General features: G+C 46.5%; 16 protein-coding genes. 9 read left to right on the top strand and 7 right to left on the bottom strand.

Features of this window, described 5'->3' with window-relative positions; genetic code table 11:
- Positions 1 to 235 precede the first annotated feature (235 nt).
- The gene (locus NEPTK9_RS07330; protein WP_194848186.1) at positions 236 to 802 is read right to left on the bottom strand and encodes a DUF502 domain-containing protein; all 567 of its coding nucleotides are present in this window, start codon (positions 800 to 802) and stop codon (positions 236 to 238) included.
- A gap of 16 nt (positions 803 to 818) precedes the next feature.
- A complete protein-coding gene (locus NEPTK9_RS07325; protein ID WP_194848185.1) occupies positions 819 to 1,193 on the bottom strand; it encodes a VOC family protein in 375 nt (124 codons plus the stop codon).
- 79 nt (positions 1,194 to 1,272) lie between these two features.
- Between NEPTK9_RS07325 and NEPTK9_RS07320 the strand changes: the two genes are divergently transcribed.
- The 4 genes from NEPTK9_RS07320 to NEPTK9_RS07305 all read left to right on the top strand — a co-directional run bounded on the left by NEPTK9_RS07320 (position 1,273) and on the right by NEPTK9_RS07305 (position 4,820).
- Positions 1,273 to 1,974 (top strand): DNA/RNA non-specific endonuclease, encoded by a 702-nt coding sequence (locus NEPTK9_RS07320; RefSeq protein WP_194848184.1) that lies wholly within the window; start codon positions 1,273 to 1,275, stop codon positions 1,972 to 1,974.
- 17 nt (positions 1,975 to 1,991) lie between these two features.
- Positions 1,992 to 2,768: an ABC transporter ATP-binding protein gene (locus NEPTK9_RS07315; protein WP_194848183.1), complete on the top strand. Its 777-nt coding sequence runs from the start codon at positions 1,992 to 1,994 to the stop codon at positions 2,766 to 2,768.
- Positions 2,761 to 3,537, top strand: a complete 777-nt coding sequence (locus tag NEPTK9_RS07310; RefSeq protein WP_194848182.1) for an ABC transporter permease — start codon at positions 2,761 to 2,763, stop codon at positions 3,535 to 3,537. The genes NEPTK9_RS07315 and NEPTK9_RS07310 overlap by 8 nt, the downstream gene beginning before the upstream one ends.
- 254 nt (positions 3,538 to 3,791) lie before the next feature.
- On the top strand, positions 3,792 to 4,820 hold the full coding sequence (locus tag NEPTK9_RS07305) for an Lpg1974 family pore-forming outer membrane protein (RefSeq protein WP_194848181.1): 1,029 nt from the start codon (positions 3,792 to 3,794) through the stop codon (positions 4,818 to 4,820).
- Between the two features lie 345 nt (positions 4,821 to 5,165).
- Here the strand turns inward: NEPTK9_RS07305 and NEPTK9_RS07300 are convergent, their stop codons facing one another.
- The 5 genes from NEPTK9_RS07300 to tsaB all read right to left on the bottom strand — a co-directional run bounded on the left by NEPTK9_RS07300 (position 5,166) and on the right by tsaB (position 8,617).
- Complete coding sequence (locus NEPTK9_RS07300) at positions 5,166 to 5,972, bottom strand: alpha/beta fold hydrolase (protein ID WP_194848180.1); 807 nt, start codon at positions 5,970 to 5,972, stop codon at positions 5,166 to 5,168.
- Between the two features lie 269 nt (positions 5,973 to 6,241).
- The gene (locus NEPTK9_RS07295; RefSeq protein WP_194848179.1) at positions 6,242 to 6,775 is read right to left on the bottom strand and encodes a hypothetical protein; all 534 of its coding nucleotides are present in this window, start codon (positions 6,773 to 6,775) and stop codon (positions 6,242 to 6,244) included.
- A 68-nt stretch (positions 6,776 to 6,843) separates the two neighbouring features.
- Positions 6,844 to 7,995 (bottom strand): molecular chaperone DnaJ, encoded by a 1,152-nt coding sequence (gene dnaJ / locus NEPTK9_RS07290; RefSeq protein WP_194848178.1) that lies wholly within the window; start codon positions 7,993 to 7,995, stop codon positions 6,844 to 6,846.
- Between the two features lie 13 nt (positions 7,996 to 8,008).
- A complete protein-coding gene (gene rpsU, locus NEPTK9_RS07285; protein WP_194848177.1) occupies positions 8,009 to 8,194 on the bottom strand; it encodes a 30S ribosomal protein S21 in 186 nt (61 codons plus the stop codon).
- Positions 8,195 to 8,266: 72 nt separating this feature from the next.
- The gene (tsaB, locus tag NEPTK9_RS07280) at positions 8,267 to 8,617 is read right to left on the bottom strand and encodes a tRNA (adenosine(37)-N6)-threonylcarbamoyltransferase complex dimerization subunit type 1 TsaB (RefSeq protein ID WP_194848176.1); all 351 of its coding nucleotides are present in this window, start codon (positions 8,615 to 8,617) and stop codon (positions 8,267 to 8,269) included.
- Between the two features lie 270 nt (positions 8,618 to 8,887).
- Here tsaB and lon point away from each other — a divergent pair, with 270 nt between their 5' ends.
- The 5 genes from lon (at position 8,888) to NEPTK9_RS07255 (ending at position 15,005) form a co-directional block, all read left to right on the top strand.
- A complete protein-coding gene (gene lon / locus NEPTK9_RS07275) occupies positions 8,888 to 11,371 on the top strand; it encodes an endopeptidase La (RefSeq protein ID WP_420887672.1) in 2,484 nt (827 codons plus the stop codon).
- Complete coding sequence (locus tag NEPTK9_RS07270; RefSeq protein ID WP_194848174.1) at positions 11,368 to 11,856, top strand: adenylyltransferase/cytidyltransferase family protein; 489 nt, start codon at positions 11,368 to 11,370, stop codon at positions 11,854 to 11,856. The genes lon and NEPTK9_RS07270 overlap by 4 nt, the downstream gene beginning before the upstream one ends.
- Positions 11,844 to 12,923, top strand: a complete 1,080-nt coding sequence (locus NEPTK9_RS07265; protein WP_194848173.1) for a rhomboid family intramembrane serine protease — start codon at positions 11,844 to 11,846, stop codon at positions 12,921 to 12,923. Before NEPTK9_RS07270 ends, NEPTK9_RS07265 begins: the two co-directional genes overlap by 13 nt.
- Positions 12,920 to 13,849 (top strand): ribonuclease Z, encoded by a 930-nt coding sequence (locus NEPTK9_RS07260; protein ID WP_194848172.1) that lies wholly within the window; start codon positions 12,920 to 12,922, stop codon positions 13,847 to 13,849. Before NEPTK9_RS07265 ends, NEPTK9_RS07260 begins: the two co-directional genes overlap by 4 nt.
- Positions 13,850 to 14,060: 211 nt before the next feature.
- Positions 14,061 to 15,005, top strand: coding sequence for an F-box-like domain-containing protein (locus NEPTK9_RS07255; protein WP_194848171.1), 945 nt, complete (start codon positions 14,061 to 14,063; stop codon positions 15,003 to 15,005).
- The last annotated feature ends 369 nt before the right edge of the window (positions 15,006 to 15,374 follow it).

Here is a 15,374-nt window from a genome sequence, read left to right as displayed (position 1 = left end):
GAACCCTAGATTCATCTCACTGTAGAGATGGTCTCTTCTCTTTGAGAGACAACTTGTTGTGACAGCTTCTTGTCACAATGCGAAAAGGTGAACAAGGCCAAACATTTCATCCCAAAATGATTAAGGAAGTCGAAAAGTTTTTGGAGCCAGGTGATCAAGGTTACCTGCTATACCGAGGAAAAGAGCAACCCTATGGAGAAAACATTAAGGTGATGAATTTTGAAACATACCTGAGTTAATCCTCAGGCTTGCGGGCCCAAGCGATGAGCGAGTATTGGAGCGCTTCTTCGATCGACATGTCAAGCGGCTTGACCTCTGAGCGGGGAAGGAGAACGGTATAACCTCCGATTTGATAGCTCATGGGAAGAAACACCGCCACCCGGTCAGTTTCCATCGCAGGAAACTCAGAGAAATTTTCCCGGGTGATAAAGCCGACAAGGGTTTGCCCTGCAATAGACACTTCAACCACCTGCTGGTTCTCTCCCTCGGGAGAAGACTGAAAGAAGTGGGTCACATTCTTGACCATCTTGTAAAGCGAGTTGAAGAGGGGAATCTTTTTAAAAACCCGCTCGAAAAAGTGGGTCACATGGGAAATCAGCCAGGTGTTGAGGATACTTCCAATGATGAAAAGGATAATAATGGCACCCACGATCCCCATCCCGGGCACGTAGTATTTTCCAAGGAGGGTCTTCATGGGAGGGCCAACGAGCTCTTCCATAAAGGAAAAGAGCCAGTAGAGAATCCCAATCGTAAGGGCAAGGGGAGCGATCGCAATCAGCCCTCGTTTAATCATTGTCTTCATGCCCTTATGGGTAACATTAATCTAGCTTTTGGGCGAGAAAAAACTCATTGCCATCTTCATCTTTGAAGGGAGCGAGCTTTACATGGCCAGGAACTTCAATAATGTCCCCAACGGCAATACCATGCGATTCGACATGCGCTTTTGCCTCTTCGATATTATCAACAGCAATCGAAAGAGTCGCATTGACTCCTGGGGTCATTCCCTCTTCACAAGGGGCTCCAACACCGATGTAGCCCCCCTGATCTCCTTTAAACTCCATCCAGTTGTGCTCTTCGGCATGCTCGGTACACTCCAGCCCAAGAATATCAACGAAAAGACGTTTGGCTTTTTTAATATCAGAAACAACAAGCGATGACATGGTCATCCCTTTAGCAATTTTTGTTTTTGTCATGATGGTTCTCCTTTGTACGACAATAAAGATAAGGTATACAAAAAGTGAGTTTAAGTCCAAAATAATTTTTATGCAGAAAGTGAAAAAGAGCATCGGTTTTTTTGCAGGAGTGGCAGTTGGCGTTGCCTTAGCCTTTTCCTACCAGCATCTTGGGGAAAAACCGCAAGCTTTTCCCGTTTTAGAGCGGTCAGGCTACACCGTTGCATACGATACCAGGGCAAAAATCCCTTTTTGGACCCACGAATATTTAACCGAAGAAAGTTTAGCAAAAAATGCCGAGAGAAAAGGGATCTCTTTTCAAGAAGATCAGGAGGTATATTCCTCTCACCGGAGTACTTTAAGCGATTATGCAGACTCGGGGTTTGACCGAGGGCACAATGTTCCCGCTGGAGATGTAAGGGTTTCCAAAGAGGCTTTGAGCGAAACCTTTTACCTCTCTAATATTGCCCCCCAGCACCCTCAATTTAACCGAGGGATCTGGAGAAAACTCGAAAGCCATCTCCGTACCCTTGTCAAAACAGCAGGGAGTTTGCAGGTCGTCACCGGTCCTCTCTTTCTTTCCCATGAAAAGGAGGGGAAAAAGTTTGTGACTTACCAGGTGATTGGCAATAATGAGGTGGCGGTTCCCACCCACTTTTTTAAGGTGATCTTTTCCGAAGAAGAGACCCGGGCCTATGTCATTCCGAATGCTCCTGTATCTGGAGAGTTTGAGTCTTACCGGTTTCCTGTTGAAAAAATTGAAAAAATTTCTGGAATACACCTTGACTCTTTAAGACGCTAAGATGTACAGTTTCTTTCATGTTATTTTTGCAAATCGAAAAGGTTTCGAAGACCTACTTTAAAAAAAGACGTGTTGTCAAAGAGGCGCTCAAAGGTGTCTCCCTTGATCTTTTTCAGGGTGAAGTTTTGGGCCTTTTAGGAGTCAACGGCGCCGGTAAAACGACCCTTGTTTCCATCTTAGCAACCCTCCACCCGCCGACAGGAGGAGAGGTCCTTTGGAAAGGAGAGTCGATCTATAAAAGTCTCCTCCCTTACCGCGCAGTTGTTGGCTACTGCCCGCAGCGCCCCAATATTGAAAAACAACTCTCCCTTGGGGAAAACCTCGTCTTTTCAGGAAGGTGTTATGGCCTGAGCAAAAAAGAAGCTTTGGTAAGGAAAGAGGAGCTTGCTAAACGGTTTAAACTAGAAGAGTATCTCGATGCCAATATCGATGAGGTTTCAGGAGGGTATAAGCAACGCTTTTTAATTGTCCGGGCATTGATGCACCGCCCACAACTTGTCATTTTAGATGAGCCGACGGTGGGGCTTGACTCCCACATCCGGCGAGAGCTTTGGGAGGTGATCGCCGACCTTCGTAAAGAGGGGATTACGGTGATTTTGACCACCCACTATCTCGATGAAGCCGAATATCTTTCCGATCGGATTTGCCTGATCCATGAGGGGACCATTCGAACAATCGATACCCCTGAGAATCTGAAAAAACAGCACAAAAAAAACAATTTGGAAGAGGTCTTCCTCAAGTTTGTCGACGATCCCGATGCCGAAATTTTTAACTCTGGGGGTAAAAGTGAGTAGTTTTTCTGTCTACTTCCAGCTATTGAAACGAGACCTTATCGCCTTTAAACGGGAGTTCCGGGTCAAATTTATCGACACCCTTTGCCTATTTATCACCAATGTGGTGGCTTTTGGGTATTTTTTACAACAAGAGGGGATTCCCGATGGGTATGCCGCTTTTTTTGTTGTGGGAGCGATTGCCAGTTTCGGGTTTATTGAAATTGTTGGTAAAGTCGGACTTCAACTTGCTGATATGGGAGGGGATCGAACCATTTTTCACACCCTTGTGATGCCGATCCGCTCAAATATGGTATTTTTCTATATGGGGACTGCATGGGCGATTACCTCGATGCTCCTCTCTGCGCTCCTGTTTCCCATTGGGAAGCTACTCGTTTTCACCGAATGGCGCTTAGAGACGATTTCGTATATGCGGCTCATCCCGATGTTCATTACTGCCAACCTGTTTTTTGGTTTCTTTGCCCTTTGGTTGACGGGAATGATTAAAGACATGACCAACCTCAATAGCTTGTGGCTTCGCTACATCGCTCCAATGTGGATGTTTGGGGGGTATGTGTACTCATGGCAGTCAGCCTATGACCTTAATCACATGGTTGGCTACTTAAGTCTCATCAACCCGATGATCTATGTGATGGAAGGGATGCGAGCGGCAGCCCTTGGTCAAGCAGGGTTTCTTCCCTATTGGCTGAGCCTCACAATGCTTTGGGTCTTTACGATTCTTTGTTTTTGGCATGGCTCGAAAAGGCTAAAGCGGAAACTCGACTGTCTCTAACGGGTGTGATTAAAATCCGTACTCTATGAAAACCCTCTTTCTTTCGGGAAGTTTTCTACCAGATTTGGCCAGCTTATTAGAAAACTTGACAAACACCTATTAGCCTTTTCTCAGGAAAATGCCCCAGCCGCTTCCAAGGGGTTTCATAGAGTACGGATTTTAATCACACCCGTCTCTAACTTTTTTCTTGCCAACAAATAAATTTTTTACTAAGCTCTAAGCTTTTAGAGAACTTCTACACAAGGATATGTAAGATGAGCCGAAAATGGATAGTTGCCCTTTTTTTAAGCATCATGACCTTTGCTTTTGCAGATCAGCATAGAGATGATCCAATACTTTATTACTCTGATGACTGCGACATTAAAATTTTGCCCAATGCTGGACCAAGAATCCGTGGCAACAGTTGGAACGTTTTTCTAACTGCAGACTTTATTTACTGGACGGCTCGTACCGAAGGGCTTGACTATGCCGTTTCAGGAGTTGGCTCTAACAATGCCAGTGGAAGAGTCCATGATCTTGACTGGAGCTGGGATCCTGGTTTTAAGGTCGGCCTTGGTGTCAACCTTACCCATGATGGATGGGACCTCTTTGCCCAGTATACCTGGCTGCATAGTGATGCTGCTGATAGCACAAGTCAAGATACTGCAACGACTAACCTGACCCCTTACTGGGCTACACATGGAGTCCTTGGAAGCTCTTTAACCCATGCTAAAGCAAACTGGGATGTCAAATTCCACAACCTGACTTGGGAACTGGGGCGTAATGCTTACATGAGTCAGTTCATGAAACTCCGCCTTTTCGGAGGGCTGTGTGCAGCTTGGGTCTATCAAGACTACGATGTGAGTTATACCAATACAAATGGTGAGATCAGCTGCCAAGATATGGAACTAGACTATTGGGGAGTGGGTCTGCGCGCTGGACTTAACAACTCATTCCAGTTTAGCAAGAGCTTTTCTTTGTATAGCGATATCGCTCTAGCCCTTCTTTGGGGACAGTTTGATCGTGACCGAAAGGAAAAACAAACCGATGCAAATAATGTGACCGTTCCTGTTGTCAGTACCGATCAGAAGCCTCACTCATCGCAACCTGTCATCAGCCTGGGCGCTGGTCTTCGTTACGATGCATGGCTCAGCCAAAATCGCTTTCATCTAGGACTGCAAGCAGGATGGGAACACCAAAACTGGATCCTATTCAACCACTTCATTACCCTACCAGGTGACCCTAACCATCAAGGAGACTTCTTCTTGCAAGGGTTTACCTTGAAGGTGCGATTAGACTTCTAGTGCTCTGTCAACCCTAAAATTGAGGATAGATTGGTTGAGATTTTTTGGCATGGTTCAAAATACAGCATGCTGAGGTAACACTTCCCGAAATATGGAGGCCTTTCCACCTTATGTAGTTAATCGGGAGTGTTTAGGAGAAAGATGCGTTGGGGGCAAGCCCCCCGCTGCCCCCGACGCATCTTTCATAAGACCAAAAATTGTTACCCTATTTTGAACCATGCCGATTTTTTCGGTTGGCAAAGTGTGGAGATCGAATCTAAACTTTTATAAGTTTGTGAGATCGAACATGAAGCCAGCCGGGAAAAGATAAATCAACATATCCCTATTTTTAGGGTTGACAGAGCACTAGTCACCTGATGAGTTTCGAACAAATTGAAGGATGAGGTCGATGACCTCATCCTTTTTTTCTGCGTGGATCATATGACCCACCCGAGGAAAAACATGAAGCGTTGAGTTGGGAAGGTGGCTGTGGAGATACTCCGCGCAGTAGAGGGGCGTTGAAAGATCATCCTCTCCAGCCATTAAGAGAAAAGGAGACTTTAGCTCTTTGACAAAAGAGCGAGAATCAAAACTCCCTAAAGCCTCCATCTGGCCTAAAAAACCTTCAGGACCTTGCAAGTAGGGATTGTTTGTCATCTCCTCAATTTTTGCCGCGACATTTTCAGGGTTTTTCACAAAGTCCGAGCTAAAAAGCCAGGGGATTACCGTTTCAATCACCAGCTCTAGAGGAACCCCCTTTTCTAAAAGTTTTCCCGTTGTCTTTGTTTTTAAAAGAGCCGCTTCTGGAAGTTTGGGAAAAGGGGCGATCAAGACCCCTTTATCGATCCGCTCGGGATACCGGTGGGCGATGGTTTGAACAATAGCTGTTCCCATCGAAGAGCCAACCATGTGGGCGGTTTTTACCCCAAGGTGGTCCATGAGAGCCACCGTATCCTCAGCCATCGTCTCAATGGTGTATGGGGGTGGGGGAGCGGTTGTTTGTCCTGCCCCTCGGTTATCAAACAAGATGAGTTGGTAGTGATTTTTTAGCCTTTCTACGCATGAAAGCCATGTCATGTGGTGGGTTGAAAAACCAGAAATAAAAACGATCGGTTCGCCACTTCCGTGGGTTTCATAGTAGAGGTCAAGGGCGTTAATCTTTGCAAATGGCATGGCTTTTTCCTATGGGTTATTTTGCAGCATAACCCAAGAAAAAAAAATGTGGTAGACAAAAAGGAGCAGTCATGTTAAAAAAAAGGTAAGCGAAACAATAAAGGCTTCGGCCAAAGTTTCACAAACAAGCTTCCCCCTTCTTTTTCCAGACTGAAAAGTCTGGTTCCCGGCCGTTGTGTGAAAGCACAACGGCCTTTTTTTTGAACTTGTTTGGGTATAAAAAAGGGGGCCGAATGGCCCCCTTTAAGAGTGATGTTACTGCTTCTTCATTAGTTACTCAAGAATTCTGTCGCCGCCCCTGAATAGCTAGTAGCCACCTGAAGAGCGGTTAGTGCAAAAAACACTCCCTCGATTTTTAGAGCATCCAATGGCTTGATCCCTTTAAAGTCGAGCTTTTTGAAGTGTTTTTTTGCACACACTTCTACAGCTTTTAGAAACAAGAACATGATGGTAGCGTAGACAGCGCGCTCTACGATAACAGCGCAAGCTTTTTTATGAAAGGCCGAATCAGTACTCGGATGAACCTTTGCTTTAGTTGCAAGTTGAAGCGCCATGTTTCCGAAAAACGTATCAGTGATTCCTCGGATAAGGCCATATGCTCCTGCATAGCCAAAGCCCATATGGGTGTATTTGCTAGTAGCTAAGGCTCCCAATCCATACAAAGCAGTTTTGGTTAAAATGTCTTGAGAAGAAGGCTTAGGTGCACTGTTTTGAAATAATTTGAAAACAAGCTGTCCTGCAATTGGGGAAGGTTTTGCGCTTCGGTTCAAATTGTCGAAAAAATTACAGTCGAATGAGAACATAATGCCTCCTGGGCTTAAAGGTTAAATTTAGAGGCAATTCTATTGTAAAGAGAATAATAAGTCTAGAGCTAAAAGAAACTTTTTACACGATTGAGGAAAGATTTCCTGTCAGGGGAGTTGTGTTCCCCCTCGGTTCCTTGAAATTCTTCAAGGATCGACTTCTGCTTTTGGGAGAGGTTGACAGGGGTTTCTACCTGGATGTGGACGAGAAGGTCTCCATTTCCATGACCATGAACGTTTTTTAGCCCTTCCCCTTTGACACGGAAGATTTTTCCCGACTGGGTTCCATCAGGAACGGTAAAGCGGAGAGGTTTTTTTGAAAGAAGGCGGGGGAGATCCTTTTTGCAGCCAAGGGCTGCTTCGGTCAGGCTGACCGGAAGGTTGATTAGGAGGTTGTCCCCTTCGCGGGTAAACACATCGTGGGGTTTGACCTTAATATAAACGTAAAGATCTCCACGAGGGCCGCCCCCCTCTCCTGCATCGCCATGGCCTGCCATTTTGAGGCGCATTCCATCGTCGATTCCAGCAGGAATAGGGACTCTAATCCGCTCTTTCTTCTTTACCTTTCCATTGCCATGACACGTTTTGCAAGGGGAGGTGATTACTTTTCCCGCACCATGACAGTGGGGACAGGGACTCGACATGCTAAAGAAGCCCCGTGATTGGTGGAGCTGTCCCGTTCCTTGGCAAGTCCCGCAGGTTTTCACATCTTGGGGGGATTGGGCACCACTCCCATGACAGTCACTGCATTCGATATGGTTGGTAATCGCAATTTCTTTTTCAACGCCAGAGGCCGCCTCTTCAAAGGTGATAGAGATTTGCGCTTTTTTGCTCATTCCTTGGCGAGCGTAAGATTGTTCTCCTCCTCCGCCTCCGCCGAAAATATCGCCGAATGCGCCGCCGAAGAAGTCGCCTCCTCCACCGCCACTACCAAAGGCTCCCATAAAGGTGTGGAGCGCCTCTTCCATTGAAGAGAAGCCAGCACCTCCCATGCCGCCCCCTTTGAGGGCATCGGCACCATACTGATCATACATCTGCCGCTTATTCTCATCGCTTAAAACTTCATAAGCTTCAGAGACTTCCTTAAACTTTTTCTCAGCATCAGGATTGTCGGCATTCTTATCGGGGTGATACTTGAGGGCAAGCTTCCGATAAGCTTTTTTGATATCAGATTGGGTAGCGTCTTTTGCAACGCCTAATACTTGGTAGTAGTCTGTCATATGGGCTTTAGGTCTAACGACCCTTTTTGATTTTATACTTGAGAGCTGCCTTAGACTTTGCCCGTTTCCTTACAGAAGGTTTATCGTAAAAGCGGTGCGCTTTTGCGGTTTTCATAATTCCTTCTTTATCAAGCTTCTTTTTGAGCGCTCGAAGGGCTTTGTCAATGGATTCGCCAGTACGAACCTTTACATTCGGCATATAAGATCACATCCTAATAGGTTAAAGTTAATTGTTCACTTCGTCTATTCTATACCACAAAGGGTTTATTGTTCAATATTTTATCTGGATTTTTGTGTGGAAAACCCCGCCAGTCGCTAAAAAAACCTTCTGGAGCGCTTCTGGATCAAGGGGGTTTTCACTCGAAAAAGGGACGAGGGGAAGGTCCATCGATAGGGAAAGGGCCTTGGCGGTCATCACCCCGATCCGGGTCCCTGTAAAGGAGCCGGGGCCAGTTCCCAAGGCGATAAAGCTAATTTCTTGGTTGTTAAGGAGTTTTTTGACAGCAGGGAGGAGGGTTTGGGACTGTTTCCGCTCGGGGAGGGGGTAGGAATTCAGCTTCCCATCGGCAAAAAGGGCGACAAAACTTTTTGTCCCACTGGTATCAATGATTAAAAACTTCATAGGAGCCATATTACCCCGGAGTGCTACTAATGTCAAATGAGGGGGTTTTCGATTTTTTTTCAGGTTTATGGGGGCAAAATGACCACATACTCCAATAGAGTAGGGGTCATTTTGCCCCTCTGAACCTGGAGGAAAAGAAAAATTCAAGCAATTGACAGTAGTAGCACTCCGGGGTATTAACAGATGTTGTGAATATTTTGCAGGGTAGATATACAAAAAACTAGGGGGATGATATTCTTCTCAAGAATAGTTTCATGATAATAGGGTTAGATTTTGGATAACGAATATGAAGAGCCTAATGAAGAGGAGTTCGATTTTAATGACTCTCTTCTAGACAGTGACTTAGAACAAATTATTGGGAAGGGGAAACCACCTCCGCCTGAGGTGGAGCTCCCAGATGAGCTTTTTATCCTCCCTCTGACAAGACGTCCCTTTTTCCCTGGGATGGCCGCTCCCCTTGTCATTGAGCCAGGTCCTTACTATGAGGTCCTTAAGATTGTTGCGAAATCTCCCCACAAGATGCTGGCCCTTTTCTTAACCAAAGAGGAAGAGGTCGACATTTACAAGATGGGATTTGATGACCTTTGTGAGGTGGGGGTGATGGCGACGATCCTCCGCATTGTTCCTCTAGAGCAGGGGGGTGCGCAGGTCGTTCTCAATATGGAACAGCGGATCAAGATCGATCAGCAGGTGAAAAAATCAAAGTATCTCCGGGCAAAAATCGCTTGCCATGAAGATGAGATCACTCAAGAGCAGTCAAAAATCATTAAAGCTTATTCGATTAGCATTATTACGACGATCAAAGAGCTTTTGAAACTCAACCCTCTCTTTAAAGAAGAGCTTCAGATTTTCCTCGGCCACTCTGACTTTACCGAGCCAGGAAAGCTTGCCGACTTTGCCGTTGCTTTGACAACAGCAGGGCGGGAAGAATTGCAGGATATTTTGGGTACCTTTGATGTGCAGGAGCGGATCGATAAGACCCTTGTTCTCTTAAAGAAAGAGCTCGACCTGAGCAAGCTCCAAAGTAGCATCAACCAAAAGATTGAAGCGACCATTTCGAAGACGCAGCGGGAGTTTTTCCTCCGCGAGCAGCTCAAGACAATCAAAAAAGAGCTGGGGCTTGAAAAGGATGACAAAACCTGCGACCTTGAAAAGTTTAAAGGGCGGCTCAAAGATAAAAAGGTCCCTGAAGATGTCCAAAAAGTGATCGATGAAGAGCTTGAAAAGCTGGGTGTTTTGGAGGTGCAGTCTGCGGAGTATGCGGTTTGTCGCAACTATCTCGACTGGCTTACCATCGTTCCTTGGGGCGTTTTTAGTGAGGAAAACCACAACCTTGCCCACGCGGAAAAGATTTTGGAAGAGGATCACTATGGCCTGAAAGATATCAAGGAGCGGATCCTCGAATTTATCGGTGTGGGAAAACTGACCAAAGGGGTGAAGGGGAGTATCATCTGTCTTGTGGGCCCTCCAGGTGTGGGTAAGACAAGTATCGGAAAGAGTATTGCGCGCGCTTTGAATCGGGAGTTCTTCCGTTTTTCGGTTGGAGGGATGCGCGATGAGGCTGAAATTAAAGGACACCGGCGAACCTACGTGGGGGCAATGCCGGGGAAAATGATCCAGGCGGTTAAGGCGACTCAGTCGATGAACCCGGTTATCATGCTCGATGAGGTGGATAAGATGGGGATGAGTTATCAAGGAGATCCCGCTTCTGCTCTTTTAGAGGTTCTCGATTCAGAGCAAAACAAAGACTTTTTAGACCACTATCTCGATGTACGGGCCGACCTTTCGAATGTCCTATTTATTGTGACGGCAAACATTCTCGATACGATTCCTGGTCCTTTGAGAGATCGGATGGATATCCTCCGCCTTTCTGGGTATATCCGGCAGGAAAAAGTGGAGATTGCAAAAAAATATCTCATTCCACGCAACCGGAAAAAGTCAGGCCTTAAAGGGAGCCAGGTTAAGTTTTCAACGGGCGCTATTCAGGGGATTATTGAGGGGTATGCCCGGGAAGCGGGAGTTCGGGGACTTGAAAACAATATCAAAAAGGTCCTCCGGAAGGTGGCGGTAGAGATTGTCCGCTCTGAAGAGGTAAAGGGAAAGCGGAAGGTTAAGTCGGCAACGATTTCTGAGAAAAATTTAGAAAAGTATCTCGGCAAGCCGATCTTTACGACCGACCGTTACTATGAAAAAACCCCGATTGGAGTGTGTACAGGATTAGCATGGACTGCTTTAGGCGGGGCAACGCTCTATGTAGAGGTGGCAGAAATCCCGTCCGAAAAAGCGCAGATGCGTTTGACCGGGCAAGCGGGCGATGTGATGAAAGAGTCGGCCCAAATTGCGTGGAGCTACGCTAGTAGCGAGCTGAAACGGTACGCTTCCAAAGCAAAGTTTTTTGAAAACCAAGAGGTTCACATCCACATCCCAGAAGGGGCAACCCCAAAGGATGGCCCTTCTGCAGGGATTACGATGGTAACGGCGATCCTCTCTCTTTTATTAAAGACCTCCGTTGCCAAGGACCTTGGAATGACAGGGGAGTTAACGCTGACTGGAAAAGTTCTTCCCATTGGAGGACTTAAAGAAAAACTCATTGCTGCAAAACGGTCGAAACTTAAAATACTCATTTTCCCCAAAGATAATAAGCGGGATTATGATGAGCTTCCCGACTACTTGAAAAAGGGGCTGAAGGTCCACTTTGTCGATACTTACGATGATGTCTTTAAGATTGCATTTCCAAAGGGAATGAAAAAATGAGCCCGTGGAAAGAGGTAAAATTCATCCCTCCAGAGCTTCTTGAGGAAAAAGCCTTTTCCCTTAAAGAAGAGGGGAAAACAGTGGTCACCTTGAATGGCTCTTTTGATCTTCTGCATGCAGGTCACTTGAAGATGATCTATGAAGCCTCCCTTCAAGGGGACTGTTTGATTGTCGCTCTTAACTCTGATGCTTCAATTCAAAAGTATAAAAGTCCTAAGCGTCCCATTGTTCCCCTTGAGCACCGGCTGGAGATGATGGCTGCTTTGGAATTTGTCGACTATGTCACCGACTTCGATGAAACCGATCCCATTGCCTTTCTTAAGAAGGTGAAGCCCGCTGTCCATGTCAATGGCTCTGAATATGGAGAAGCGTGTGTCGAGGCCGAAGTGGTTAAAGAAAATGGAGGAAGGATCCACATCGTCTCACTCGTTCCCGGTCTTTCCACCTCTGAACTCATCGAGAAAATTCAATCATGCGCTTATTAGGAACCCTTGAAGGAGAAAAAGAGGCTTTGCGGTTTTACTCCTTTTTAAAAGGGGAGGAGATCGACTGCACCTATGATCCTGTCCCTTCAAGTGAGGGGACCTATGAGTTTTGGGTCGTTCATGAGGATAAGATTGAGCAAGCGGCTCATTGGCTGAGCGAATTTAAGAAAAATCCCAATGATCCCCGGTTTGATGTCAAAGAGCATCCGATCGACACCGAAGGGGTAGCAGAGGAAGAAGAAAAAGAGCCGGTTCAGCTCCGAGCGCTCCAAATGCGTCAAAGAGTGCGTTCTCGGATGCCCTTGACCCGCCTTATCGTCATTATTTGCGCCTTGCTTTACATTTGGAACGGGTATCAGATGGCCGACATTGCCAAAGAAGATCCCGATCAGGAAATGTACTCCTTAACGCCGCTGATGACCGACCTCTCCTATGACATGCCAACCGCTGCTAGCCGGGCAGAGCTGAGCAAAAAGATCTTTTCCGAAGATCGGATAGGAAATCCCACCGTTTGGGATGGCCTTTATGAGGTCGTCCTTGGCTGGCCGGAATCCAAGGGAGAGCTTGATGCCCCCCTCTTTGTTCAGATTCGGCAGGGAGAGGTGTGGCGCCTTATCACCCCTTGCTTTCTCCATGGCAGCTTCCTCCATATTTTATTTAATATGCTCTGGCTTTGGATGCTGGGAAGGCAGGTCGAAGAGCGGACCAAGAAGTGGCAGTATATTCTCATCTCTCTGATTATCGGCATTGTGTCCAATACCTTTCAGTACCTGATGAGTGGCCCTCTTTTTATCGGCTATTCGGGGATTGTGTGTGGTCTTGCAGGATTTATCTGGATGCGGCAACGGCGGGCCCCCTGGGAGGGATATCCACTTCAACGGGGAACTTTGATCTTCCTAGCCGTTTTTGTTGTCGGAATGGTCTCCCTCCAAGTCGCCTCCTTTTTCCTTATTCGGTTCCAAATCGCCAATTTTTCCATGAATATCGCCAATACCGCCCACATTAGTGGCGCTTTGACGGGAATCGTTTTAGGGAGAATTCCCTTCTTCTCAAAAGGAGGGGTATGAGCGTTCGTGATCTGATCATCTTAGGGTGTTCCTCGCAGCAACCGACCCGTCTCCGCAATCATGGCGCCTACCTTTTGCGTTGGAACCAAGAGGGTTTTTTGTTTGATCCCGGTGAGGGAACGCAGCGGCAATTTATCTTTGCCGATGTAGCGCCCCCCACTGTTACCCGGATCTTTGTCAGCCACTTTCATGGAGACCACTGTTTGGGTCTTGGCTCGATGCTGATGCGCCTTAACCTTGACCGGGTCAATCATCCAATCCACTGCTACTATCCTGCCAGTGGAAAGGTCTACTTTGACCGTCTCCGCTACGGAACGATCTACCACGACCACATCCAGGTGATCGAGCACCCCGTTTCCAAAGAGGGGATCGTTCACCAAGATGGAGCCTTTACCATTAAAGCGAAGTTCCTTGACCATGGCGTTGATAACGTTGGCTGGCGGATTCAAGAGGCCGATACCGTTAAGTTTGACAAAGACAAACTTAAGGCAGCAGGCATCCGAGGGCCCCAAGTCAAAGAGCTCGAAGCCAAAGGGGAAATCGAGATCGATGGGAAACGGATCAAGCTAGAAGAGGTGAGCTGGGTGCGCCAAGGAGATATCTTTACCAGCGTGATCGACACCAAGCCCTGTAAAAATGCCGTCTCCCTTGCAAAGGGGGCCAAACTCCTTCTTTGTGAAAGCACCTATCTCGAAGAACATAAAGACTTAGCCCACTCCCATAACCACATGACCGCTAAGCAAGCAGCAGCCATTGCAAAGGAAGCTGGGGCGCAGAAGCTGATCCTCACTCACTTTTCAGCCCGCTACCGCGATCTGAAGCCTTTCGTCGAAGAGGCGCGCGAAATTTTCCCTAACGTTGATGTTGCTGATGACTTTAAGCGGTTTGACTTTCCTTTACAGGACTTCCTCCTAACCCAAAAATGACATCTGAAAGTCAAAAACCGGTACTGATTCATGCTGGAGGAGTGACTAGCGATCTTATTGCAAAGGATTACTTTAACCACATCATTGATTGGACAGAGCTTTTGTAGAGCAAGTGCATCCAAGCTCCTTACAAAGATGTATAATTTTTTTATTGACAAAACTGCCAGTTTTATATTAGGATTTTTACTTTGTTCAAGCCTAGGAGTAAGCTATGAGTGCTGTGAGTGACTATGAGCAAAGGGGAGTAAAGAGAAGTAGAAAGGCGGATTCTTCCTTTCAATCGGAGCCACAAAAAAGAGCCAAGGCTGTAGAGTATGAGCAGAGGGGTATAGCGGTTTTACCTTCTGAAGTGTTACGACTAATCCTCAGTTACGCCTGTATATCTACTCAAGATGAGGGGTGTATGGTCGCTGTGTGTAAAAGATGGAAGGCTTTAGTTGAGAATATCCGATTAGACAAGGTTAGGAATTTTGCTTTTGGAAAAAAAGATTGGGAAGAGCATTTTGGGACTATCGGCGATGAACCGCCGGTTCCCTCAAACACCTGGAAGCTCTTGCATGGCCGTTGCCCCTTTGGCTTAGGAAAAAGGATAAAGGATTCCCATTTGCTGGCTCTTATCCCAAAAACTATTGATGGCGAGAAGTTTTCACTTAACTCTTTAATCCAATTTATCAATGGGGATTATAATAAGTATCGGTGCAAGATTTCGGAACGAGCATCTAATAAATGTATTACAGAAGAGCTTGGAAATAGGGGGATTTTAAATAGTCGGTGGATACTTATTACCCACTCTCTTTTGCAAGGGAGTAAGGGGATGGGGCCTCCTCAAAGAGATGCTCTTATAAAAAAGCACACACCCTACCATGTTCCGCCGGTACTCGATGCGATTACTGCAGCAGTATGCCACTACTTAAAGACGGGAAAAGTTTTCTTAAAAGAGCATGCGTACATGAGATGTTATGAAACCACTTATGGTAATTGGAGCGGTCCTAGAGGACCAATTTCAGTAGGCTCTTTTAATTGTCGGTTTGGATTTCATATCCACAGCTTTTATTACGATACTGTAGGGAGTGGCGTGGGTCTTTTTAGGAACCTATCCGATCCTGACTGTAAATATTATAAGGGGTTTCGGGCTACTGCAAGAAGGATAAAGTAGGCCTCCTTCTAGACTATTCTTCCTGTGAACTAGTGCTCTGTCAACCCTAAAATTGAGGATAGATTGGTTGAGATTTTTGGCATGGTTCAAAATAGGGTAACAATTTTTGGTCTTATGAAAGATGCGTCGGGGGCAAGCCCCCTGCTGCCCCCTTGAGCTTCAATCTGGCAAGCCAAATCGACCCTCCTCGGGGGGCCGTGCAAAGCACTGTTCCACCCCTCGTGCGGGGCGATTTTGCAGAGCCATTTTGAAGCCGCGGACAGCTCACCGCATGGCTTTTCTTCGCCTTCGGCTCCGAAGCCATGTCAGTTCGCTGGAAAGGTTCTTTCCTAGAAAACCTTGCACATCTTTCACCAAGGAACAAGCCTC

The sequence above is a fragment of the Candidatus Neptunochlamydia vexilliferae genome (genome assembly GCF_015356785.1).
Lineage (GTDB): Bacteria > Chlamydiota > Chlamydiia > Chlamydiales > Simkaniaceae > Neptunichlamydia > Neptunichlamydia vexilliferae.
The sequence above is the reverse complement of the archived record's forward strand: the minus strand, read 5'-3'. Positions and strand labels throughout refer to the sequence as shown.